Here is a 23,401-nt window from a genome sequence, read left to right on the forward strand (position 1 = left end):
GAAATAATTGCTGCGCTGCAAAATTTGGCGTTGGCGCGGGCTTGTCGGCTGTGCCATCATCCCTGCCGATCAGATAGGGGGACCGTGTGCCATGAACCTCAAGGGCCAGACCAAACTTCCCAAACCCGCGCCGCGGCGGATGGACCCGGAAATCCTGGCGCATGAGATTGTCGAGCGGCTGACTTATCGCATCGGCAAGAATGCCGCTGCTGCCAAGCCGCATGACTGGCTGCACGCAGTCATCCTCTCGATCCGCGACCGGGTGATCGACGCCTGGATCACATCGACCCAGAAAACCTATGAGGAAGAAGGGCGGCGGGTCTATTATTTGAGCCTGGAATTTCTGATCGGGCGGTTGATGCGCGATGCGGCGTCCAACATGGAAATGCTGGACGATATGCAGGCGGCGCTGGCCTCGCTGGGCGTCGATATCGACATCATCGCTGCGCTGGAGCCGGATGCGGCACTGGGCAATGGCGGTCTGGGACGCCTGGCGGCCTGCTTCATGGAGAGCATGGCGACGGTCGATGTGCCCGCCTATGGCTATGGCATCCGCTATGTGAACGGCATGTTCCGGCAGGAGATTTCGGACGGCTGGCAGGTCGAGCTGCCCGAAAACTGGCTGGCGCATGGCAATCCGTGGGAGTTCGAGCGGCGCGAGGCGAGCTATGAGGTCGGCTTTGGCGGGCTGGTCGATCCGGCCGAGGGCGAGGATAGCGGGCCGCACCAGATGCACTGGAAGCCCAGCGAGCGGGTCATCGCCACCCCCTATGACACGCCGATCGCGGGGTGGCGCGGCAAGCGGGTCAATACGTTGCGGCTATGGGAAGCGCAGCCGATCGACCCCATCCTGCTCGACAAGTTCAATGCCGGCGACCATGTCGGCGCGCTGTCCGAAAGCAATCGGGCCGAAGCGTTGACGCGGGTGCTGTACCCCGCCGACAGCTCGGCCGCTGGCCAGGAATTGCGGTTGCGGCAGGAATATTTCTTCTCGTCCGCGTCGCTGCAGGACATCGTCCGGCGGCATATCCAATATTTCGGCACCATCGCGACGCTGCCAGACAAGGCGGCGATCCAGCTCAATGACACGCATCCGGCGGTCGCGGTGGCCGAGTTGATGCGGATATTCCTGGACGAGCATGGCTTCGATTTCGACGAGGCGTGGGACATTACCCGCCGGACGTTCAGCTATACCAACCATACGCTGCTGCCCGAAGCACTGGAAAGCTGGCCGGTGCCCCTGTTCGAGCGGCTGCTGCCCCGGCACATGCAGATCGTCTATGCGGTCAACAGCCGCCTGCTGGCCGAAGCGCGACGGGCAGGGCAATTCGATGACGCGGCGATCGGGGCGATCTCGCTGATCGACGAAGGCGGTGACCGGCGCGTGCGAATGGGCAATCTGGCTTTCGCCGGATCACACAGCATCAATGGCGTGTCGGCGCTCCACACTGACCTGATGAAGGTCACGGTCTTTGCCGACCTGCACAATCTTTATCCCACCCGGATCAACAACAAGACCAATGGCGTTACCTATCGCCGCTGGCTGATGCAGTGCAATCCGGGGCTGACCGGCCTTATTCGCGAAGCGATCGGCGAGGCGTTTCTGGACGATGCGGAAGCGCTGCGCGACCTGGACGCCTTTGCCGACGACGCGGCGTTTCAAGAGAAATTCATCGCGGTGAAGCGGGCGAACAAGGCGGCGCTGTCGGACCTTTTGCGCAAGCGGTTGAACGCGCGGATCGACCCGTCGGCGATGTTCGACATCCAGATCAAGCGCATCCATGAATATAAGCGGCAATTGCTCAACATCATCGAGGCGGTGTCGCTCTATGACCAGATCCGCTCGCATCCCGAACGCAACTGGGTGCCGCGCGTCAAGCTGTTCGGCGGCAAGGCGGCGTCGAGCTATCATAATGCCAAGCTGATCATCAAGCTGGCGGGCGATGTCGCGCGCGTGGTCAATCATGATCCGGCGGTGCAGGGGCTGCTCAAGGTACAGTTCGTGCCGAATTACAATGTCTCGATGGCGGAGATGATGATCCCGGCCGCTGACCTGTCCGAACAGATTTCGACGGCGGGCATGGAAGCGTCGGGTACGGGCAATATGAAGTTCGCGGTCAATGGCGCGCTGACGATCGGCACGCTGGATGGCGCGAATGTCGAAATGCGCGATCATGTCGGGGCCGACAATATCATCATCTTCGGCCTGACGGCGCAGGAGGTGAATGACCGCCGCGCCAAAGGCTATGTGCCGATGGACGTCATCGGCAAGAGCCGGGAACTTGCCCAGGCGCTGCATGCGATCGCCAGCGGCGTCTTTTCGCCCGACGACCCGGATCGGTACAAGGGACTGATCCAGGGCATTTACGACCATGACTGGTTCATGCTGGCAGCCGATTTCGACAGCTATTCGGTCGCGCAACGGCATGTCGATAAGCTCTGGACGGACGAGGCCTTGTGGGCAAAGATGGCTATCCACAATGTCGCGCGCATGGGATGGTTCTCGTCCGATCGAACCATTCGCGAATATGCGCGGGACATCTGGAAGATCGGCTGAGGATGGGAGGCTGGGTGACAGGATCGTGCTGACAGGCGAGCAGATCGACCGGCTGGTCGAAGGCCGCGATGACGATCCCTTCGCCACGTTTGGCGTTCATCCTGCCGACACGGGCTTTACCGCCTGCGTCCTGTTGCCTGGAGCCCTATCCGTCGTTGCGCAGACGCTGGATGGCAAGGCCGTGGGCGACCTCACCGCGCTGCACCCGGCCGGGCTGTTTCATGGCAAGGTCGCCCTTCGCAAGCGGCAGCCGCTGCGCTATGTCGCGCGCTATGCCGATGGCAGCGATTATGCGCTGATCGATCCTTATGGCTTCGGTCCGGTGCTGGGGCCGATGGACGATCATTTCCTGGCCGAGGGTGCCCACGCCCGATTGTTCGACAAGATGGGCGCGCATGTCATGACCCATGAAGGGGTGGCGGGCGTGCATTTCGCGGTCTGGGCGCCCAATGCTCGGCGCGTGTCGGTGGTGGGTGACTTCAATCAGTGGGATGGCCGCCGGGGCGCGATGCGCCATCGCGTCGATAGCGGTGTGTGGGAAATCTTCCTGCCCGCGATCGAACCGGGCGCACCTTATAAATTTGAGATTGTCGGCGCGGATGGCGTGACGCTGCCGCTCAAGGCCGATCCGTTCGCCTATAAGAGCGAGTTGCGGCCTTCCACCGCCTCGATCGTCGCTGGACCGCTCGACCATAGCTGGGGCGACGTGCGCCACCGCGACTATTGGCAGAAGGCCGATGCACGGCGCGAGCCGATCTCCATCTACGAGGTTCATGCCGGGTCGTGGCAAAAGGCTGATGATGGCGGCTTCCTCGACTGGGACGAGATGGCGCGGCGGCTCATCCCCTATGTCGTGGGCATGGGCTTTACCCATATCGAATTTCTGCCGATCAGCGAATATCCCTATGATCCAAGCTGGGGCTATCAAACGCTGGGCCTGTACGCGCCGACGGCGCGCTTTGGCGATCCGGCTGGTTTCGCGCGCTTCGTGGATGGCGCGCACCGGGCCGGGGTCGGCGTCATCCTCGATTGGGTGCCAGCGCATTTTCCAACCGACGAACATGGGCTGGCGCATTTCGACGGCACGGCGCTGTACGAACATGCCGATCCGAAAAAGGGATTCCACCCCGACTGGAATACCGCCATCTATAATTTCGGGCGGCGCGAGGTCGCGCAGTTCCTGGTCAACAACGCCTTGTTCTGGGCCGAGCGCTATCATATCGACGGGCTGCGCGTCGATGCGGTCGCGTCGATGCTCTATCTCGATTATTCGCGCGAACCGGGCGAATGGATACCCAACGACCATGGCGGGCGCGAGAATGTCGAGGCGGTCGCTTTTCTGCAGGAGATGAACCGGGCGCTCTATGCCGCGCAGCCCGGCATCATGACGATCGCCGAGGAATCGACCAGCTGGCCCAATGTGTCGCATCCGGTGGAGAGCGGCGGGCTGGGCTTCGGCTTCAAATGGAATATGGGCTTCATGCACGACACGCTGCGCTATCTGCAGCGCGAGCCGGTGCATCGCGCCCATCATCATGACGACATCACCTTCGGTCTCATGTACGCCTTTGCCGAGAATTTCGTGCTGGCGCTGAGCCATGACGAAGTGGTGCATGGCAAATCGTCGCTGCTGCACAAGATGGCGGGCGACGATTGGCAGAAATTCGCGACGCTGCGGGCCTATTATGGTCTGATGTGGGGCTATCCCGGCAAGAAGCTGCTGTTCATGGGGCAGGAATTTGCCCAGCGCGGCGAATGGAGCGAGGAGCGGGCGCTCGACTGGCATTTGCTCGACCATGCCGCGCATCTGGGGGTGCAGCATCTGGTGGGTGACCTCAACCGCCTCTATCGCAGCCGCGCGGCGCTTCATGCCCGCGATTGCGAGCCGGAAGGTTTCGAATGGGTGCTGGTCGACGGTGCGGCCGATAGCGTCTTCGCCTGGCAGCGACGCGCGCCTGGCGCGAAACCAATTGTCGTGATCAGCCATTTTACCCCGGTGCTGCGCCACGGTTATCGCATGCGGCTGCCTTCGGGAGGGCGCTGGCGCGAGATATTGAACAGCGATGCGGCCGACTATGGCGGTAGCGGCGCGGGGAATATGGGCATGGTGATGGCGGATGAAACGGGCTGGGCGAACATCACCCTGCCGCCGTTCGCCACGCTGATGTTCGAATTGGATATGTGACACCAACGGGCGCGTGCAGGCGATCGTGGGCGATAATGAGGAGAGGCCCATAATGCAGATAAGACACCAGCCGATCGCGCGCGATGCCATGGCCTATGTGCTGGCGGGCGGGCGTGGCAGCCGCCTGGCTGAACTGACCGACAAGCGCGCCAAGCCTGCGGTCCATTTCGGCGGCAAGGCGCGGATCATCGATTTCGCGCTGTCCAATGCGCTTAATAGCGGCATCCGGCGCATCGGCGTGGCGACGCAATATAAGGCCCATTCGCTGATCCGCCATTTGCAGCGCGGCTGGAACTTCCTGCGCCCCGAACGCAATGAAAGTTTCGACATCTTGCCCGCCAGCCAGCGCGTGTCGGAAAGCCAATGGTATGAAGGGACCGCCGACGCTGTGTTCCAGAATATCGACATCATCGAAAGCTATGCGCCCGAATATATGGTGCTGCTGGCGGGCGACCATGTCTATAAAATGGACTATGAGCTGATGCTGCAACAGCATGTCGACAGCGGTGCGGATGTCACCGTCGGCTGCCTGGAAGTGCCGCGGATGGAGGCGGTTGGGTTCGGCGTGATGCATGTCGATGAAAAGGACGTCATCACCGCCTTCATCGAAAAGCCCAAAGACCCGCCTTCTATCCCCGGCCAGCCGGACGTCGCGCTGGCGTCGATGGGCATTTATGTGTTCCAGACCCGTTTCCTGATCGAACAATTGCGGCGCGACGCGGATGATCCGCACAGCAAGCGCGATTTCGGCGGGGACATCATTCCCTATATCGTCAAACATGGAAAAGCGGTCGCCCACCGCTTTTCGGCGAGCTGCGTGCGCGCCGAAAGCGAGCTGGAACCCTATTGGCGCGATGTCGGCACGATCGACGCCTATTGGCAGGCGAGCATCGACCTGACCGACGTTGTGCCTTCGCTCGATCTGTATGACCGCAGCTGGCCGCTCTGGACCTATTCGGAGGTCACGCCGCCTGCCAAGTTCGTGCATAATGAGGATGGGCGGCGCGGGTCGGCGACCTCTTCGCTGGTCGCAGGGGGCTGCATCGTGTCCGGCTCTTCGCTGCATCGCAGCCTGTTATTCTCCGGCGTCAAGACACACAGTTTTTCGTCGGTGACCGATAGCGTCATCATGCCCAATTGCGAAATCGGGCGGGGCGCGCGGCTGCATAAATGCGTGCTGGATTCCGGCATCATCATTCCGCCGGGGCTGGTCATCGGCGAGAATCCGACAGAGGATTCGCAACGGTTCCGGCGGACGGACAGCGGCATTTGTCTGGTCACGCAGCCGATGATCGAACGTCTGGTCGCCTGATCGCCATGCAATTGCTCTCGGTCGCGTCCGAAATCTATCCGCTGATCAAGACCGGGGGACTGGCCGACGTCACCGGCGCGCTGCCCGGTGCGCTTGCCGGGGAAGGGGTGGCGACCCGAACGCTGGTGCCGGGCTACCCCGCCGTCATCGCGCGAATGGGCAAGGCGAAGGTCGTGCGCCGTTATGTCGCTTTGTTCGGCGTGGCCGCGACGGTGCTGGCCGCGCGCGTCGACGGGCTGGACCTGCTGGTGCTGGACGCGCCCGATTTCTTCGCGCGCGAAGGCGGGCCTTATGGCGACCAAGCAGGCAATGACTGGGGCGATAACTGGCGGCGCTTTGCCGCGCTGTCGCGGGTCGGGGCGGATATCGCGGCGGACGGGATCAACGGCTGGCGGCCCGATATTGTGCATGTCCATGACTGGCAGGCGGCCCTGACGGCGGCCTATATGCGCTTTGGCCCGGCCCATGCGGTGCCCAAGATCGTGACGATCCATAATCTGGCGTTTCAGGGGCGCTATGGGGCGGATGTGTTCGGGCAATTGGGCCTGCCGCCCGAAGCCTGGGGCATGGATGGCGTCGAATATTATGGCGGGGTGGGCTATCTGAAGGCGGGGCTGGTGTCGGCCGATGCCATCACGACGGTCAGCCCGACCTATGCCGAGGAAATTCGTTCGCCCGTTCACGGCATGGGGTTGGACGGCCTGATCAATGGCCGGGTGGAGCGGCTGCACGGGATATTGAATGGGGTCGATACCGCGATCTGGAACCCGGCGGACGATGTGCTGATCCCCAAGGCTTTCAGCGGTCGGGCGCTGGCAGGGCGAGGGGCCAATCGGCGGGCGTTGGAGCGGCAGTTCGGGCTGGATGCCGATGGCGCGCCGATCTTCATCATCGTCAGCCGCCTGACCTGGCAGAAGGGCATGGACCTGATGGTCGATGCGCTCGATCATCTGGTGGGGCTGGGCGCGAAGCTGGCGCTGCTGGGGTCGGGCGATCATCCGCTGGAGGGCGCTTTTTTGGGTGCCGCCGATCGCCATCGCGGGCGGATCGGCGTCCGAATCGGCTATGACGAGCCGCTCTCGCATCTGATGCAGGCGGGCGGCGATGCCATATTGATACCGTCGCGCTTCGAGCCGTGCGGGCTGACGCAGCTTTATGGGCTGCGCTATGGCTGCCTGCCGGTCGTCGCGCGGGTCGGCGGGCTGGCGGACACGGTGATCGATGCCAACGCGGCGGCGGTGGCGGCGGGCGCAGCGACGGGTGTGGTGTTCGCCCCATCGGACCCGCTGGCGTTGCATGGCGCAATCGCGCGCACGGTGGGGCTGCATCGCGATCGGCCGGTGTGGCAGGCGATGCAGCGGGCGGCGATGCGGACCGATGTGTCATGGGGCCAGAGCGCGGCGCGCTATGCGGCGCTTTATCGCAGTCTGCTAACGGAAGCGGCGTGAGCGCAGGTCCGGCCGTACCGCGACTGAGCGCAAGTGGCGCGCATTTTTCGGTCTGGGCATCGGAGGCGAGCCATGTCTGGCTCTGCCTGTTCGATGCGGACGATCGCGAAACCCGGATACCGATGACGCGCGGCGAGAGCGGCGTCTGGCAGGGCGAGGCGACGGGCGTGGGCGCAGGCGCGCGCTATGGCTATCGCGCCGATGGCCCTTATGATCCGGGGGCGGGGCTGTGGTTCGATCCCGACAAATTGCTGCTCGATCCCTATGCGAGGGGGATCGACCGGGCTTTCATCTATGACCCCGCCCTGGCCGCGCCGCGCGGGGAGGGGGCGGATACCGCGCCGCTGATGCCCAAGGGCGTCGTCGAAGCGCCCTTGGCGCCCTTGCCGGGCGCTCCGCCCTGTTTCTGTCCCGGCGGCCTGATCTACGAACTGCATGTGCGCGGGTTCACCATGCTGCAACCCGATGTGCCAGCGGCGCAGCGTGGCACCATCGCCGCGCTCGCGCATCCGGCGGTGATCGCGCATCTGCAACGACTGCATGTGTCGGCCATCGAACTGATGCCGATCAACGCCTGGATCGATGAGCGGCATCTGGGGCCGCTCGGCCTCACCAACTATTGGGGCTATAATCCGGTCAACTGGTTTGCGCTCGACCCGCGCCTTGCCCCTGGCGGCATCGCGGAACTGCGCGAGACGGTGGCGGCGCTGCATGCGGCGGGGATCGGCGTCATCCTCGACATGGTCTATAATCATGATGGGGAAAGCGATGCCCAGGGGCCAACGCTGTCGCTGCGCGGCCTCAATGCGCGCGACTATTTCCGGCATGCGGCCGACAGGCAACTGATCAACGATACCGGCACCGGCAACGCCATTGCGTGCAACCAACCGATGGTCCGCCGCCTGATCCTCGATTCGCTGCGCTATTTCGTGACGCAGGCGGGGGTGGACGGGTTCCGCTTCGATCTGGCGCCTGCGCTGGGGCGGATGGCGGATGGGTTCGATCCGCGTGCGCCGTTGCTGGAAGCGATGCGCGCCGATCCGATCCTGGCCGACCGGGTGATGATCGCCGAGCCGTGGGACATTGGGCCGGGCGGCTATCAACTGGGGCATTTTGGCGACAATTGGCTGGAGTGGAACGACCGCTATCGCGACGATATGCGCCGGTTCTGGCGCGGCGACACGGGGATGCTGGGCGCTATGGCGACACGGCTGGCGGGATCGTCGGATATTTTCAGCGGCGCGGCGACCCGGACGGTCAATTTCCTCGCCGCCCATGACGGCTTCACGCTGGCGGACGTTACATCCTACGAACAGCGGCATAACCATGCCAATGGCGAGGAAAATCGCGATGGCCATGGCGAGAATCTGAGCTGGAATAATGGCGTCGAGGGGCCGAGCGACGACCCCGCCACACAGGCCGCGCGTCGTCGCGATCGCATCGCGCTGCTCGCTACGCTTTTTTGTTCGCGCGGGACGATCATGCTGACCGCGGGCGACGAGTTTGGACGGACGCAGCAGGGCAATAACAACGCCTATGCGCAGGATAATGCAATCGGCTGGGTCGATTGGGCACGGCGGGATACCGCGCTGGAGGCGGAGGCCTTTGCGCTGGCGGCCTTGCGGGCGAAGAATACCGAGTTGGGCGATACGGCGATGTTGTCGGATGCCGATGTCCTGTGGCTGGACGAGGGCGGCGAACCATTGCGCGTTGGGCAATGGGAAGACCCGCAGCGGCGGCGTTTCGCGCTGCACTATCGCGGCAGTGGGTTGGCGATCTGCGTCAATGGCGACGGGGAGGCGTGTCGGTTCCTGCTGGAGGGGCAGGCGGTGAACGTTGCCGCCCGCTCCGTGAGGGTCATTCCACCGGCACGCTGAACAGGTCGGGCCGTCGCAGGCGCAGCGCCATCAGCGTGATCGCCAGCTTGCCATCGTTGATCTGCTTGTTCGCCATCATCGTCCACAACGTATCGAGCGGCAGTTCGTGGACGGTGATATTCTCCTGCTCCTCGTCAAGGCCGCCACCTGCCGCGATCCGGTTTTCGGCGCGATATTCGGCGAGATAATAATCAATCTTCTCGGTGACGACGCTGGGGATGCTCCAGATTTGCCCCAAATGGATGAGCGTCCCCAGTTCCACGCCCGCTTCCTCCATCGCCTCGCGCCGGGCGCAGTCTTCGGGTTCATCCTCCAGCAGGCCCGCAATCGCTTCGAGCATGTCGGGCAGGCCAGCCATCATCACGGGGGCGCGCGGCATCGATACAGTCAGCGCGACACGCCGCTCCGGATCGAAGGGCAGCAACGCCACCGCGCGGCGCATCTCCACCACATGCCGGTCGCATTCCTGCCCATCGGGCGCACGCATCCTCACCATCAGCAGGTTGAGCCAATCCTGGTAGAGGGGGTTGATCGACAGGATTGCGGTCACGCGCTGGTCTTGCTCCTGGATCAAGCCACGATGAATATGTCGGCTGCGCTAAGGTCGAACAGGTCGCGCGCCTGTGCGACATGGCGCGCGGCGGTCGGCCCCGATCCGTCCGCGTCATATGCCAACAGTCCGGACGCGACGTCATAGAGGATGCGGTCATCGGCGTCGATCGCGGCGTTGCCGAGACGAAAGGCACCAGCATCCAATGTGCCGATCGGCCCGATGTCGGCGAAGGCGGCCTGGGACAGGGCAAAACGATCTTCGCCCAACTGGAAGTCAAGGATGATGTCGAACCCGACAGCCTGCGGCGCTGTGCTGAACAGGAATGTGTCAGCGCCCTCGCGCCCCCTAAGCCGGTCATTGTTGCCGCCGCCGTCGATCACATCATTGCCGCGTGTGCCGATAATCTCATTATAGGCGGCATTGCCAATCAGGGTCTGACCCGAGGATGCCCTGGTGCCGATGAGATGTTCAATATGCTCCGGCAGGGTGTAGGTCAGCAATGCCGTGCGGACCGTGTCGCTGCCTTCATCAGCCAGTTCGATCACCGTATCCGCCACATGATCGACGATCAATATGTCATCGCCCGGCCCCCCTGCGATCTGATCGGCCCCCCGGCCGCCATTGAGAATGTCGTCGCCGAAGGATCCGGTCAATATGTCTGCGCCGTCGCCACCGGCGATGCGATTGTCCAACTGATTGCCGTTCAGCGTCTGGCCGCTGTCGAGCATGCCGTAAAGATTTTCGATCGGCCCTCTCAATGTGTAGGTCGGGAGTGTCGTGCGGACGGCATCCATGCCGTAACCGTCTTCGATGACATCGCCGACATTGTCGACCATATACACGTCGCCGCCCCAGCCGCCGATCATCCGGTCGGCCCCAAGGCCGCCGTCGATCACTGTCTCGCCATCGCTACCCTCGATGACATTGTCCAAGTCGTTCCCGGTAAGCCATTGTTTATACTGCGATGTGCCAGTCAGCTGTTCGACATGGTCCGGCAGGGTGTAACGCATCATGTTCGTATGAATGACATCCGTGCCTTCACCGGCCTGTTCAGTGACCATATCCCCTGCGTCATCAACAAGATAGAGATCGTCGCCACTGCCGCCAGCCAGTTGATGTGTGCCGAACAGACCGTAGAGGCGATCGTCCCCCGTTGTACCGATCAGGCTGTCCGCCTGCGACTGCGGCAGAAAGACGAGGCCGTCAGGCGGCGTCATGCCGCCCAAGTCTGTGCTGGTCAACATAGTGGCGAGGACATTTTCAAGCACCAGCACGACGAAAAAAGGCCTGGCGGCCGCATAATCATATTGCAGCACCAATGTGTCTGCGCCGCGCTGGGCGAGTGCCAGTCGACCATCGAGGAACAACTGGCTGGAGTTCAGGGAGATGCCCATGGCACGAGCGTCCAGCACCAGACTGTCCTCGGCGAGGTGGAAGTCAGTCACAACCACTGGGGCGTTTCGGTTACCTTCCAGGGAAAGCCGGTCCGCGCCCGCGCCCAGCGTCACGCGAAAATCGCTGCCCTCGCCAATGGTCACCCGATCATTACCGGCGCCAGCGTCGATCCTTCCGGTCGCAGCCCCGTCCACCAGTATGATGTCATTGCCATCACCGCCCAAAGCGGTGACGATGTGATAGGGGTCAACCGCGCGGAAATTAATCTGATCGGCCCCGATGCCACCGTCGAGCAGTAGCCGGTCTGGCACGGCATAGCGATTGCCACGCGTTACCTCCAGAAGATCGTCGCCGCCCTGGCCGAACAGCCGGTCATCGCCGCTCGTCCTGTCATAGAGCCGGTCGGCACCGCCGCCCGTATCACTGCCGGCGCTGTCGCCATGCATGATATCATTGCCCGAACCGCCCGTGATCTGGTCAGCGCCAGCGCCGCCCTCGAACAGATCATCGCCATTGCTGCCCATCAGCGTGTCGTTGCCGTCGAGACCGCGGATCAGGTCATTGCCGGTCGATCCGGTTAGCCGATCATTGCCGGTCCCCCCGTCATCGACGGCGCGGGCGGCCACAAGGCCCGCCGGATCATAGCCAAGCTGCCATGCTGTTAGATCACTCGCCATGAATGCATCGAACGCCAATAGCGTGGCATAGCCATGGACGCTGCCAGCGCTGCCGTCCCGGTCCAGTTGCAACAGCGCGTCCGGCCCGGACTGGACAAGACGCAGATAGCCATCGGCAAAGGGATTGGACAGGCCGTTCCAGCCAAGCAGCGTGTCGCGGAGAAACGTGTCGAGGTCGACGCGATCGCTTGTGTAAAGGGACGTACCGATGGCGAAGTCGGTGACATGGATGAGGCCGCCGGGCGACCAGGGGACGCTGGAGGGTGTAAGGGTCAGCTTGTCTGCGCCGCTGCCTAGTGTAACCGTCACAAGGCCATGCGAGGGGGTGACATGAACGCGATCACTGCTGCTGCCTGCGTCTATGTTTGCACGTCGGACCGATCCGATCTCGATCCGATCCTCGCCGTTTCCGCCGAGGGCGGTGACACTGTCCAGCGTCCGACCGACCGCATCGAACAGCAGCAGGTCGCTATGATGACCGCCATCCATCATTATGTCGCTGGCTGCCATCATGCCCGACCGCCGGACGATCAGCACATCTTCCCATGCCTGGCCGAATAGTTGATCATTCCCGCCGCGACTGTCGATCAACGTGTCGGCGGCCCCGTAAACGACGCTCGGATTTTCGGGATCGTCGCCATAGAGGATGTCGTTACCGATCCCGCCGACGATAGAATCGCGGCCGGTGTGACCGATCAGGAGGCCGTCGCCGCCGCGATTTTCAATCCGGTCGGAGCCGTCCAACCCGCGCATCTCCACCGTTCCACCCCATGCCAGCAGCAGGTCGTCATTATAATAAGAGCGATCCACGCCCAGAACGACCTGTCCCGGCACTGCCATGCCGAAATCCGCAGCCGACAGGGTAGAGGGAAGGGTAGCGTCGAACGTCAACAGGCTCTGGAAATCATAAGCGGTACCGCCGCCGTCCTGGTCGATGTCCAGCCGTGTGTCTGCACCGTCCTGCACCAGACGCAAAAATCCCGCGTCAAACGGATCGTCGCTTCTGGTCCATCCAGGCACGGACGTCCAGAACAGCGCCTGCAGGTCGATCCGATCCGTGCCACTGTCAAAGTCCGTCACATGGATGGTCGGGCCGACAAGCAGGCCGTCAGACTGGCCCGCGAGCAACAGCACGTCTGCACCGTCGCCCAGCGTGACCGTCACGTCGCCAAAGCGCGGGTCGATGGTGACAAGATCGTCGCCGCTTCCCGCATCGATCATGCCCGTCAGCACGCCCTCGATCATGATCCGGTCATCGCCGCTACCGCCCAATGCGGTGACATGGTCGAAGAAACGGCCATGCGTGCGCAGGGTGATCCGGTCGTTTCCGGCACCGCCATCCATCAGGATGATGTTGCTGTAGAGGTCGCGCCGTTCGACTTCGAGCAGGTCGTCGCCCGCCTGACCGTAGAGCATGTCGCTGCCGCCATGCCGGTCAATCACAATGTCGGCCCCATCACCGCCATCATTGGCGATGCTGTTGCCATATAGCCGGTCATGGCCGCTACCGCCGTTGACGATGTCCTGGCCCATGCCGCCTTCGACCAGATCATCGCCCGCTGCGCCGTAAAGCAGGTCTTCGCCGTCAAGACCGCCAATCTCGTCATCGTCCGCGCCGCCACGAATTAGATCATTGTCACTGGTTCCCAGCAATTGGGCATAGGCCGCAGCATCGAACCATGGATCGGGCGTGGCCGTTTCAGCAGCCGCAAATGGCCGGGCGGCAAAGGCACGGGCGGGCGCATTGATGATGGTCATGGATAGGGGCCTCGCATTGACACAGGGGGTGACAATCCTGTCACGGCATAGTGATGCGACCGAGAGGAGAATGCCCGCTCAGCGGTGTCGAGGCAAGCGCTAAAAAGACCGACGCGCGGATCGGCTTGATCATCAGGCACATGGGGGAAGGCTATGGTGAGTCCAGCTGGGTTCGAACCAGCGACCTACTGATTAAAAGTCAGTTGCTCTACCGACTGAGCTATGGACCCGTTTAGCGGTGGAGGTCGCCCTAATAGGGGGAACCGCGATGGTCAACCTCTTCGCGTGTGCTTTTGCAGGCGGGCGTGCAGATGGCGGACGGTGAGGCCCGAAAGGGGATCGCGCCAGCGCGGAGCGATCGCGACCAGCGGGGTCAGGACGAAGGCGCGCTGGCGGAAAGCGCTATGGGGGATGGTGAGCAAGCGGCTGGCCCATGTGCCGCCGGACCAGAGGATGATGTCGATGTCGACGCTGCGCGCCCCCCAACGGCGATGGCGGCGGCGGCCGAGCCTATGCTCGATCGACTGGAGCAGGGCGAGCAAAGCGGGCGGGGGCAGGGGGCTTTCGACCAGCAGCGCGCTGTTGGCATAGAGGCGCGAGGATGGCCCCATGGGCGGCGTTGCGATGGTGGGGGCGAGCGCGATGACGCGCATCTGCTGTCCGATCAGCGCGGCTGCTTCGTCGAGCAGGCGCGCAGGCGTGCGACGTGCGGAGAGCGGCCGGTTGGACCCTAAGGCCAGGGCATAGGTATGCGTGCTTGTGTCGGCCATCGATCAGCGCCTATCTGCTGCCCATGATCCTGGAAAGCCCCCTTGAACCGACCGAACCGCCGCGCGACTGTCCGCTCTGTCCCCGCCTTGTCGCCTTGCGCGAGGAATGCCGTGCCGAGCATCCCGATTGGTGGAATGCGCCGGTGCCGGCCTTTGGCGATCCGTTGGCGCGGATCGGCATCATCGGGCTGGCACCGGGCAAGCAGGGGGCGAACCGGACGGGGCGGCCCTTTACGGGCGATGATTCGGGCCTATTGTTCTTCGAGACGCTGGCGAAATTCGGGCTGACCGAGGGCGTCTATGATGCGCGGGTCGATGATGGGCTGGTGCTGAAGGACGCGATCATCATCAATTCGGTGCGCTGCCTGCCGCCGCAGAACAAGCCGGTTCCCGACGAAGTGCACAAGTGCCGACCGTTTCTGGCGCAGGGCGTGGCGGCATTGCCCCATGCGCGGGTGTTCGTGGCGCTGGGCCAGATCGCGCACCAGTCGGCGGTCAAGGTGTTGGGCGGCCGGTTGCCCAAGGCGCGCTTTGCCCATCTGGCCGAACATCGCATGCCCGACGGGCGGATGCTGATCGATAGCTATCATTGTTCGCGCTACAACCAGAATACCGGCCGACTGACGGCGGAGATGTTCGAGGCAGTGTTTGCGCGGGCGGTGGAACTGGCCGGGCTTACTGGCTGATCCAGACATCGACCGGCACGGCGTCCTGGCACAGGGCGACGCGGATCGGCAGTTCCTCGACGGGGCCGCCCGCCAAGGCGCGATCATAGACCGCCTTTTTCGCCGGGCCGCTGATCTGCAGGAAGATGTGGCGGCTGGACAGGATGGCGTGGGCGGTCAGCGAGAGCCGCTGGTGCGGGGCGGCGGGCGGCGTGACCGCGATGGTCAGCGCCGTGCTGGACAGGCCTTCGTCCAGTTCCTTGGCCTCAGGGAAGAGCGAGGCGGTGTGGCCGTCATCGCCCATGCCGAGCAGGATGATGTCGAGCGGCCAGGGGAGGGCGGCGAAGGCCGCTTCCGCCGCTGGCTGGCCGAGATAGGCGTCGGCGGCGGCGTTTTTCATCGGCACGAAGCGCGCGGCGGCGGCTGGTCCTTGCAGCAAGGTGTCGCGAACGAGCTTTTCATTGCTGTCGGCGTCGGTCGGATCGACCCAGCGTTCGTCGACCAGCGTGACGATCACTTTGCTCCAATCGGACAGCGAAGCGGACAGTGATTCGAGTACCGGGCGGGGTGAGCGGCCACCCGACAGGGCGAGGGTCGCGACGCCGCGCGTGGCGATGGCTTGTTCCAATGTGGCGGCGATGCGGGTGGCTATGTCGGCGGCGGCCTGGGCGCTGTTGGTGAAATGATGTTCGGTCGGCATGGAATTAATCCCCTGTTTCCGGGAGGGTGCAGATGTCGATCCATTGTCCGCCGGTCAAGGCGGCGAGCCGGTCGGGCGTCAGTTCGACCGAGGTGGTGCGGGAACCGGCGGCGGGGAAGACGGTATCGAAGGCCTGCAAAGATATGTCGCAATATATCGCAAGCGGCGCGGTCAGGCCGAACGGGCACACGCCGCCGACCGGGTGGCCGGTGATCGCCTCGACCTCGTCCGCGCCCAGCATCCGGGGCTTTGCGCCGAGGACAGCCTTGGCCTTGCCATTGTTGAGGCGGGCGTCGCCGCGGGTGCAGACGAGGACGACTTGGTCGCCAACGCGCAGCGACAGGGTCTTGGCGATGCGGGCGGGTTCGACGCCGAGCGCGGCGGCTGCTTCCAGGACGGTGGCGGTGCTAACGCCCTGATCGATTATGGCGATGTCCGGCGCATGGGTGGCGAAGAAGGCGCGGACCGAGGCTTCGCTCATGCGCGAGTCTCCAGGGCGCGCTCCCAGGCGAGCGCATGGGCGACGATCAGGTCTAGATCGGCATAGCGGGGCTGCCAGGGGAAGGCGGCGAGGATCGCGCGATTGTCCGAAATCAGCGCGGGGGGGTCGCCCGCCCGGCGCGGGGCCATGATGCGCTGGATGGGATTGTTGGTGGCGCGGTCGACGGCATCGAGGACGTCCAGCACCGAAAAGCCCCGACCATAGCCGCAATTGAGCAGATGATTGCGCTCCGGCTCCGCCATCAGCGCTTCGAGCGCCAGCACATGGGCCGCAGCCAGATCGCTGACATGGATATAGTCGCGGACACCGGTGCCGTCGGGCGTGGCGAAGTCGGTGCCGAAGATGGCGACGCTCTCACGCTTGCCCAAGGCGGCTTCGACGGCGACCTTGATCAAATGGGTCGCGCCTGCCGTGGACTGGCCGGTGCGCCCTTGCGGATCGGCCCCCGCGACATTGAAATAGCGCAGCGCGCAGAAGTTCATCGGATGCGCGGCCGCGACGTCGCGCAGCATATATTCGGTCATCAGCTTGGACATGCCGTAGGGATTGATCGGCTGTTGCGGGGTGTCTTCCCGCACCGCTTCCACATCCGGCGTGCCATAGGTGGCGGCGGTGGAGGAAAAGATGAAATGGGGCACGCCGACGCGCACCGCGCTGTCGATCAGGTCGCGGGTCTTGGCGCTGTTGTTGTGATAATATTTGAGCGGGTTTTCGACCGATTCCGGGACCACTACGGACCCTGCAAAATGCATGATCGCGGTGATGCCATGGTCGCGCAGCGTCGCTTCAACGAGCGGCTGGTCGGCAATATCGCCCTGCACGAAGGGCACATCGTCGGGGACGGCCCAGCGGAAGCCAGTGACCAGATTGTCGATCACGACCACACCATAGCCAGCATCTTTGAGCGCCAGCACGGCATGGCTGCCGATATAGCCAGCGCCGCCCGTGACCAGTACCGTCGGCTTTTCGCGCATAAGAAAAACGTCTCCCCAACTGCTGCCGGGGAGACGTAGCTTAGCGTCGTTAAGATTTACAGTCCGATCATGCCGCTGCGCGGTCTGGCACCGACTGGTAGAAGGTTGCGCCGGTGGCGGCCATGGCGCGCAATTGCTCGGTGGCCGCGAAGCGGTCGCCATGGACGGCCCGCAACCGATCCAGCACGGCGACGACATGGGCGATGCCGACCGTGTCCATATGCGCAAAGGGACCGCCGGTATAAGGCGCAAAGCCCCAGCCGAAGATCGCGCCGATGTCGCCATCTTCCGGCGTTTCCAGCACGCCTTCCTCATAGCAGCGGGCGCATTCGATCAGCTGGCGATAGAGGAGGCGTTCCTTCACCGCTTCGACATCGGGCTGATCGTCGGCGCGGGGGAAGAGGTCGGCAATGCCCGACCACAGCATCTTCTTGCCGCCTTCGGGATAGTCGTACCAGCCCTTGCCATTTTTGCGGCCGAGACGGTCGCGTTCGACCATCTGGGTCATGACGTCGTCGGAGCGCTGCACGACATAGGCGTCGCCCAGTTCCTTCTTGGCCGCCGTCATCACCTTATAGCCCAGCTCGATCGAGACTTCGTCGCTGACTGCGAGCGGGCCGACCGGCATGCCGAGTTGCTTGCCCGCATTTTCGATGAGCGCCGGGTTGATCCCTTCGGCGACCAGTTCCGCGCCTTCCTGCACATAGGTACCGAAGCAGCGCGAGGTGTAGAAGCCACGGCTGTCATTGACGACGATCGGGGTCTTCTTGATCTGGGCGACGAAATCGAGCGCCTTGGCAATGGCGGCCGGGCCGGTTTCCTTGCCCAGGATAATTTCCACCAGCGGCATTTTTTCGACCGGCGAGAAGAAATGGACGCCGATGAAGTTGGCGGGCTTGGACCAGGCGGTCGCCAGCTTGGTGATCGGCAGGGTGGAAGTGTTAGAGCCGAAGATGACGTCCGGGCCGAGGATGGCTTCGACCTGTTTGGTGACTTCGGCCTTGATCGTTACATCCTCGAATACCGCTTCGATCACGAAGTCGGCACCGGCGAGATCGGCATAGTCGGCGGTGGGCGTGACGCGGGCGAGCGTTGCCGCCATCTTCTCCGGCGTCATGCCTTTGCCCAGGCGCTTCTTGAGCACCGTTTCGACATGGGCCTTGCCCTTTTCCGCATAGGCGATGTCACGGTCGAACAGCACGACCTCCATCCCCGCCTGCGCGGCGACCGTGGCAATGCCAGCGCCCATCATGCCCGCGCCGAGCATGGCCAGCTTCATCGTGGGGGCCTTGGGCTCAGCCTTGGGACGGCGCGCGCCGCGTTCGGCGGCCTGTTTGTTGACGAACAGGCTGCGGATCATGTTGCTTGCCTGCGGATCGGCGGCCACTCTAGCGAAATATTTGCTTTCGATGCGGATTGCGCGGTCGAAGGGGAGTTGCGCGCCTTCATAGACCGCCGAGAGCAGGGCGACGGGCGCGTTCATGTTGCGCTGGGTCTGCTTGAGGGTCATGGGCAGCGCGCCGACCATGGTTTGCACGAAGCCGGGGTTGAACTGACCGACGCCGCCGGGGAATTTGAAGCCCTTGACGTCCCAAGGCTGGGCGGTGGCGGTGGGGTTCGCCTTTACCCAGGCCTGCGCGGCTTCCAGCGCCGTGCCCTGCGGCACGACCTGATCCACCACCTTGAGCATGGCGGCTTCGGCAGGGCGGAACAGCTTGCCTTGCAGCATATACATGAGCGCGGCCTGCACGCCCATGAGGCGCGGCAGACGTTGCGAACCGCCGCCGCCAGGGAAGAGGCCAATGAGGATTTCGGGCAGGCCAAGCTGCGTTTTGCTGCTGTCGCCGACAAAGCGGCGATGGCAGGCGAGGGCGAGTTCGAAACCGCCGCCGACGCAGGTGCCTTCGATTGCGCAGGCCACCGGCTTGCCGCAGGTTTCGAGGCGACGGAACAGTTGGTTGAGGACGAAAACCTGGTCGAAGATGGCGGCCGGTGCAGGACGGCTGCCATCCTTGGTCGCGAGCATGGAGCCGAAATATTTGAGGTCCATGCCGGCCATGAAGCCGCTGTCCTTGCCCGACGCGATGACCGCGCCCTTGATCGCGTCCTCGGACGCGATGCGGGTGATGGCGGCGTCGAGATCGGCCAGGAAGTCCGGGCCGATGACGTTCATCGACTGGTCGGGAACGTCGATCGTCAGCGTGGCGATGCCGTCGGCGTCGGTGGTGAATGCGATGGTCTGCATGATGATGCTGCCTCTAAAATTCCGTTCGGGCTGAGCTTGTCGAAGCCTTGCACTTTTCTTCAAGAAGAAAGGCCCTTCGACAGGCTCAGGGCGAACGGAGAAGGGGGTTAGATACGCTCGATGATGATGCCGGTGCCCATGCCTGCGCCGACGCACAGGTTGATGAGTGCGGTGCCCTTGCCCGATCGTTCCAGTTCGTCGAGCGCGGTGCCCAGCACCATCGCGCCGGTCGCGCCCAAGGGGTGCCCCATGGCGATCGCGCCGCCATTGACGTTGATCTGGCTGTGGTCGAGCTTCATCGCCTGCATGTAGCGCAGCACGACGCTGGCGAAGGCTTCGTTCAGTTCCCACAGGTCGATGTCGGCGGTGGTCATGCCAGCACGGGCGAGCAGCTTGCCCGCGACAAATTCGGGGCCGGTCAGCATGATCAGCGGTTCGGAGCCGATCGAGGCCATGGCGCGGATGCGGGCGCGGGGCTTGAGGCCATATTTGTCGCCCATATCCTTGTTGCCCACCAGCACGGCGGCCGCACCATCGACGATGCCACTGCTGTTGCCGGCATGGTGGATGTGGTTGACCCGCTCCAGTTCCGGGTAGCGGAGCAGGGCGACGGTGTCGAAGCCGGGCATTTCCTCGCCCATCGCGGTGAAGGCGGGCTTGAGCGCGCCCAGCGACTGCATCGTCGCTTCGGGACGCATATGTTCGTCATGGTCGAGGACGACCTGACCCATCACGTCGCGGACCGGGACGATCGACTTGGCGAAGCGCCCTTCGTCCCACGCCATCTTGGCGCGCTTCTGGCTTTCGACGGCATAGGCGTCGGCATCGTCGCGGCTGATGCCGAATTTGGTGGCGATGACGTCTGCGCCGATGCCTTGGGGCGCGAAATAGGTTTTGTACGCGACCGCCGGGTCCATGGCGAGCGCGCCGCCATCCGACGCCATGGGCACGCGGCTCATGGATTCGACGCCGCCACCGATGGCGAACAGGGCTTCGCCCGACAGAACCTTGGCCGCGGCGATGTTCACGGCTTCGAGGCCGGAGGCGCAGAAGCGGTTGATCTGCACGCCCGGCGTGGTGAGGGCATAATCGGCGTTGAGGACGGCGGTGCGGGCGATGTCCGCGCCTTGCTCACCGACCGGCGTGACGCAGCCCAGAATGACGTCGTCGACATCGACGGTGTCGATCGCGGTGCGATCGCGGACCGCCTCCAGCACCTGGGTCGCGAGTTGGATAGGGGTGATTTCGTGCAGCGAACCGTCCGGCTTGCCCCGGCCACGGGGTGTCCTGACGGCGTCGTAAATATAAGCTTCCATGTGGCTTTCCTCTCCGTGGGTCGCCCCTGCCGGGCGCATCGGATACCGGCACTGAATGTATTTACGTTTACGTAAAGTGCAAGCAGGAAATATGTTTTTCTGCCCCTGCTGGCCGTGACGTAGCGGCAGTTTGCGCCCGTTGTGGGTTTGACGCTGCGGTCCAATTCCGCTTCATGGGGGGCGTGTCCCCAGCCGAGTCTCCCCCCGCGCCGTCGCCCTTTTCCGTCCCTACCTTTCGCGCGATCTGGATGGCGAGCCTGGCGTCCAATTTCGGCGGCCTGATCCAGTCGGTCGGTGCGGCGTGGATGATGATTTCGCTGTCGGCGTCGCCGATGCTGATCGCGCTGGTGCCTGCGGCAACGACGCTGCCGATCATGCTGCTGTCGCTATGGGCGGGGGCGGTTGCCGACAATCTGGACCGGCGCAAGGTGATGATCGCCTGCCAGAGCTGGATGCTGGTGGTGTCGGCGTTGTTGGCGGTGACGGCCTGGGCCGGGTGGATGACGCCCTGGCTGCTGCTCGCTTTCACTTTTGCGCTGGGATGCGCCACCGCGATCAACGGGCCAGCCTGGCAGGCAGCGGTCGGTGACATGGTGCCGCGCGCGATATTGCCGAGCGCGGTGGCGATGAATTCCATGGGCTTCAACCTGGCGCGCAGCGTCGGCCCGGCGCTGGGCGGCGTCATCGTCGCGACGGCGGGCGCGGCGGCGGCGTTCCTGACCAATGCGGTCAGCTATGTCGGGCTGCTTGTGGTGCTGTCTCGCTGGGAGCCGGAGCTGCCGCCCAAGATATTGCCGCGCGAGCGGCTGGCCTTGGCGATGCGGGCGGGGGTTCGTTATGTGGCGATGTCGCCCAATATCCAGCTGGTGCTGCTGCGCGCGGCGGTGTTCGGTATTGGCGCGAGCGCGGTGTCGGCGCTGATGCCGCTGGTCGCGCGCGACATATTGGGGGGCGGCGCGCTGACCTTTGGCCTCACCAGCGGCGCCTTCGGGGTGGGCGCGGTGACGGGCGCGCTGTCGACCCGGCACTTGCGCGCGCGGCTGTCGGTCGAACATATCGTGCGCTATGCGGCGCTGATGCTGGCGCTGGGAACCGCGATCACCGGCATGAGCAGTTGGCTGGGGCTGGCGCTGCTTGGCTATCTGCTGGCGGGGTTCGGCTGGGTCACGGCGCTGTCGACCTTTAACGTGTCGGTGCAGATGTCCGCGCCGCGCTGGGTGGTGGCGCGGTCGGTTTCGCTCTACCAGATGAGCGCTTTTGGCGGGATGGCGATCGGTGCCTGGCTGTTCGGCTGGCTGGCCGAAAGCCAGGGCGTGGTCGAGGCGCTCTACGCATCGGCAGCGGTGCAGTTCGTGGCAGCGCTGATCGGCCTGATGCGCCCGCTGCCGCAGATTGGCGACGATAATCTGGACCTGCAGAACCGGTGGCGGGAGCCGGATACGGCGGTGCCGGTCGAACCGCGCAGCGGGCCGGTGGTCGTGACGATCGAATATCGTATTCCGGCCGGATCGGTCGTGCCCTTCCTGACCGCGATGAGCGAGCGGCGGCGGATCAGGCGGCGCGATGGCGCGCATGGCTGGTCGTTGATGCGGGATTTGAGCGATCCTGAACTGTGGATCGAGCGCTATCATGTGTCGACCTGGCTCGATTATGTGCGGCATAATCAGCGGCGGACCGTCGCCGACATCGCCAATAGCGATGCCATCTGGGCGTTGCATACCGGGCCGGTGCCGCCGGTGGTGCATCGGATGCTGGAACGGCAGACCGGATCGCTGCCGCTCAGCCGCGCGCCCGATCCGCGCGAAATGGCCGATGCGATGACCGACCCTACCCGGTCAAGCTGAGTCGTCGGACAGGGGCGGTACGCTGCTCACCAGATCCTCCGGCGTGTCGATATCGTGCAGGATGCCGACGCTGGTGTCGATCTGGAGCCCATGGCTGAGCAAGGCGCGCGCGCCCTGATCCCCGCGCAGGCGCAGCAATTCGGGGAAATGCTTGCGGCCGATGAAGGCGGGGGGCGAGGAGGAGAAGCCGTCGGTGCTGGCGACGACCGAGCGGATATCCTCGGCCGCGAGGCAGATGCGGTTATAATGGCTTTGCGGCACGTCGGGCATGTCGGCGAGGCAGATGAGGATGCCGCGCACGCTGTTGATCGGCATGAGATGTTCGACCGCGCGCACGATACTGCCCGAAATGCCGTCTTCGGGGCGGTCATTGACGATGATAGTGTAGCCGCGTCGATCCAGTTTGCGGTGGAGGACCGGGGCGACGTCGATCGGCCGGACCACCGCGACCAGTTCGGCAAAGGCCATGGAGGCGACGGTTTCCAACGTGTGCGCTGCGACGGGCTTGCCACGCAGGTCGGCCATGAGCTTGTCATCTTCGCCAAAGCGGGACGACATGCCCGCGGCCAGAAGCACGGCGGCGATCCGTTCAGTGCGCATGAGGTATTTGTTTGAAGGTCATT

Annotated in this window: 16 protein-coding genes and 1 tRNA gene; 7 read left to right on the forward strand and 10 right to left on the reverse strand. The window is 64.0% G+C overall.

Annotated features, from left to right (window positions below; genetic code table 11):
* The first annotated feature begins 91 nt into the window (after positions 1–91).
* The 5 genes from OVY48_RS17495 to glgX are packed head-to-tail and all read left to right on the forward strand — an operon-like array spanning position 92 to position 9,379.
* Positions 92–2,557 (forward strand): glycogen/starch/alpha-glucan phosphorylase, encoded by a 2,466-nt coding sequence (locus OVY48_RS17495; protein WP_313923767.1) that lies wholly within the window; start codon positions 92–94, stop codon positions 2,555–2,557.
* A gap of 25 nt (positions 2,558–2,582) precedes the next feature.
* Positions 2,583–4,742: a 1,4-alpha-glucan branching protein GlgB gene (glgB, locus tag OVY48_RS17500; RefSeq protein WP_313923768.1), complete on the forward strand. Its 2,160-nt coding sequence runs from the start codon at positions 2,583–2,585 to the stop codon at positions 4,740–4,742.
* 52 nt (positions 4,743–4,794) lie between these two features.
* Complete coding sequence (gene glgC / locus OVY48_RS17505; protein ID WP_096062860.1) at positions 4,795–6,054, forward strand: glucose-1-phosphate adenylyltransferase; 1,260 nt, start codon at positions 4,795–4,797, stop codon at positions 6,052–6,054.
* Entirely contained in the window at positions 6,054–7,502 is a 1,449-nt protein-coding gene (gene glgA / locus OVY48_RS17510) for a glycogen synthase GlgA (protein ID WP_313924833.1), read from the forward strand. The genes glgC and glgA overlap by 1 nt, the downstream gene beginning before the upstream one ends.
* Positions 7,499–9,379 carry a glycogen debranching protein GlgX gene (gene glgX, locus OVY48_RS17515; RefSeq protein WP_313923769.1) on the forward strand — a complete coding sequence of 627 codons (1,881 nt, stop codon included), beginning with the start codon at positions 7,499–7,501 and terminating at the stop codon, positions 9,377–9,379. Before glgA ends, glgX begins: the two co-directional genes overlap by 4 nt.
* On the opposite strand, the gene OVY48_RS17520 is transcribed toward glgX, so the two are convergent.
* From OVY48_RS17520 to folK, 4 genes are all read right to left on the reverse strand, one after another.
* Complete coding sequence (locus tag OVY48_RS17520; protein ID WP_313923770.1) at positions 9,360–9,929, reverse strand: NUDIX hydrolase; 570 nt, start codon at positions 9,927–9,929, stop codon at positions 9,360–9,362. The genes glgX and OVY48_RS17520 overlap by 20 nt on opposite strands.
* 20 nt (positions 9,930–9,949) lie before the next feature.
* On the reverse strand, positions 9,950–13,762 hold the full coding sequence (locus tag OVY48_RS17525; protein ID WP_313923771.1) for a M10 family metallopeptidase C-terminal domain-containing protein: 3,813 nt from the start codon (positions 13,760–13,762) through the stop codon (positions 9,950–9,952).
* Positions 13,763–13,916: 154 nt separating this feature from the next.
* Positions 13,917–13,992, reverse strand: a tRNA-Lys gene (locus tag OVY48_RS17530).
* Positions 13,993–14,034: 42 nt separating this feature from the next.
* Complete coding sequence (gene folK, locus OVY48_RS17535; RefSeq protein ID WP_037475857.1) at positions 14,035–14,532, reverse strand: 2-amino-4-hydroxy-6-hydroxymethyldihydropteridine diphosphokinase; 498 nt, start codon at positions 14,530–14,532, stop codon at positions 14,035–14,037.
* A 23-nt stretch (positions 14,533–14,555) separates the two neighbouring features.
* Between folK and OVY48_RS17540 the strand changes: the two genes are divergently transcribed.
* A complete protein-coding gene (locus OVY48_RS17540; protein ID WP_313924834.1) occupies positions 14,556–15,218 on the forward strand; it encodes a uracil-DNA glycosylase in 663 nt (220 codons plus the stop codon).
* Here the strand turns inward: OVY48_RS17540 and pgl are convergent.
* The 5 genes from pgl to OVY48_RS17565 form a co-directional block, all read right to left on the reverse strand.
* Positions 15,208–15,897, reverse strand: coding sequence for a 6-phosphogluconolactonase (pgl, locus tag OVY48_RS17545; protein ID WP_313923772.1), 690 nt, complete (start codon positions 15,895–15,897; stop codon positions 15,208–15,210). The genes OVY48_RS17540 and pgl overlap by 11 nt on opposite strands.
* 4 nt (positions 15,898–15,901) lie before the next feature.
* Positions 15,902–16,378 carry a YbaK/EbsC family protein gene (locus OVY48_RS17550; RefSeq protein WP_313923773.1) on the reverse strand — a complete coding sequence of 159 codons (477 nt, stop codon included), beginning with the start codon at positions 16,376–16,378 and terminating at the stop codon, positions 15,902–15,904.
* Positions 16,375–17,373 carry a UDP-glucose 4-epimerase GalE gene (gene galE, locus OVY48_RS17555; protein ID WP_313923774.1) on the reverse strand — a complete coding sequence of 333 codons (999 nt, stop codon included), beginning with the start codon at positions 17,371–17,373 and terminating at the stop codon, positions 16,375–16,377. Before galE ends, OVY48_RS17550 begins: the two co-directional genes overlap by 4 nt.
* A 67-nt stretch (positions 17,374–17,440) precedes the next feature.
* A complete protein-coding gene (locus OVY48_RS17560; protein ID WP_313923775.1) occupies positions 17,441–19,618 on the reverse strand; it encodes a 3-hydroxyacyl-CoA dehydrogenase NAD-binding domain-containing protein in 2,178 nt (725 codons plus the stop codon).
* A gap of 107 nt (positions 19,619–19,725) precedes the next feature.
* Entirely contained in the window at positions 19,726–20,934 is a 1,209-nt protein-coding gene (locus OVY48_RS17565) for an acetyl-CoA C-acetyltransferase (protein WP_313923776.1), read from the reverse strand.
* Positions 20,935–21,107: 173 nt separating this feature from the next.
* Between OVY48_RS17565 and OVY48_RS17570 the strand changes: the two genes are divergently transcribed.
* A complete protein-coding gene (locus OVY48_RS17570) occupies positions 21,108–22,778 on the forward strand; it encodes an MFS transporter (protein ID WP_313923777.1) in 1,671 nt (556 codons plus the stop codon).
* On the opposite strand, the gene OVY48_RS17575 is transcribed toward OVY48_RS17570, so the two are convergent.
* Positions 22,770–23,378 (reverse strand): nucleotidyltransferase family protein, encoded by a 609-nt coding sequence (locus OVY48_RS17575; RefSeq protein ID WP_313923778.1) that lies wholly within the window; start codon positions 23,376–23,378, stop codon positions 22,770–22,772. The genes OVY48_RS17570 and OVY48_RS17575 overlap by 9 nt on opposite strands.
* Positions 23,379–23,401: the final 23 nt, after the last annotated feature.

The organism is Sphingobium sp. SA2, from assembly GCF_032227065.1.
Taxonomy (GTDB): Bacteria; Pseudomonadota; Alphaproteobacteria; order Sphingomonadales; family Sphingomonadaceae; genus Sphingobium.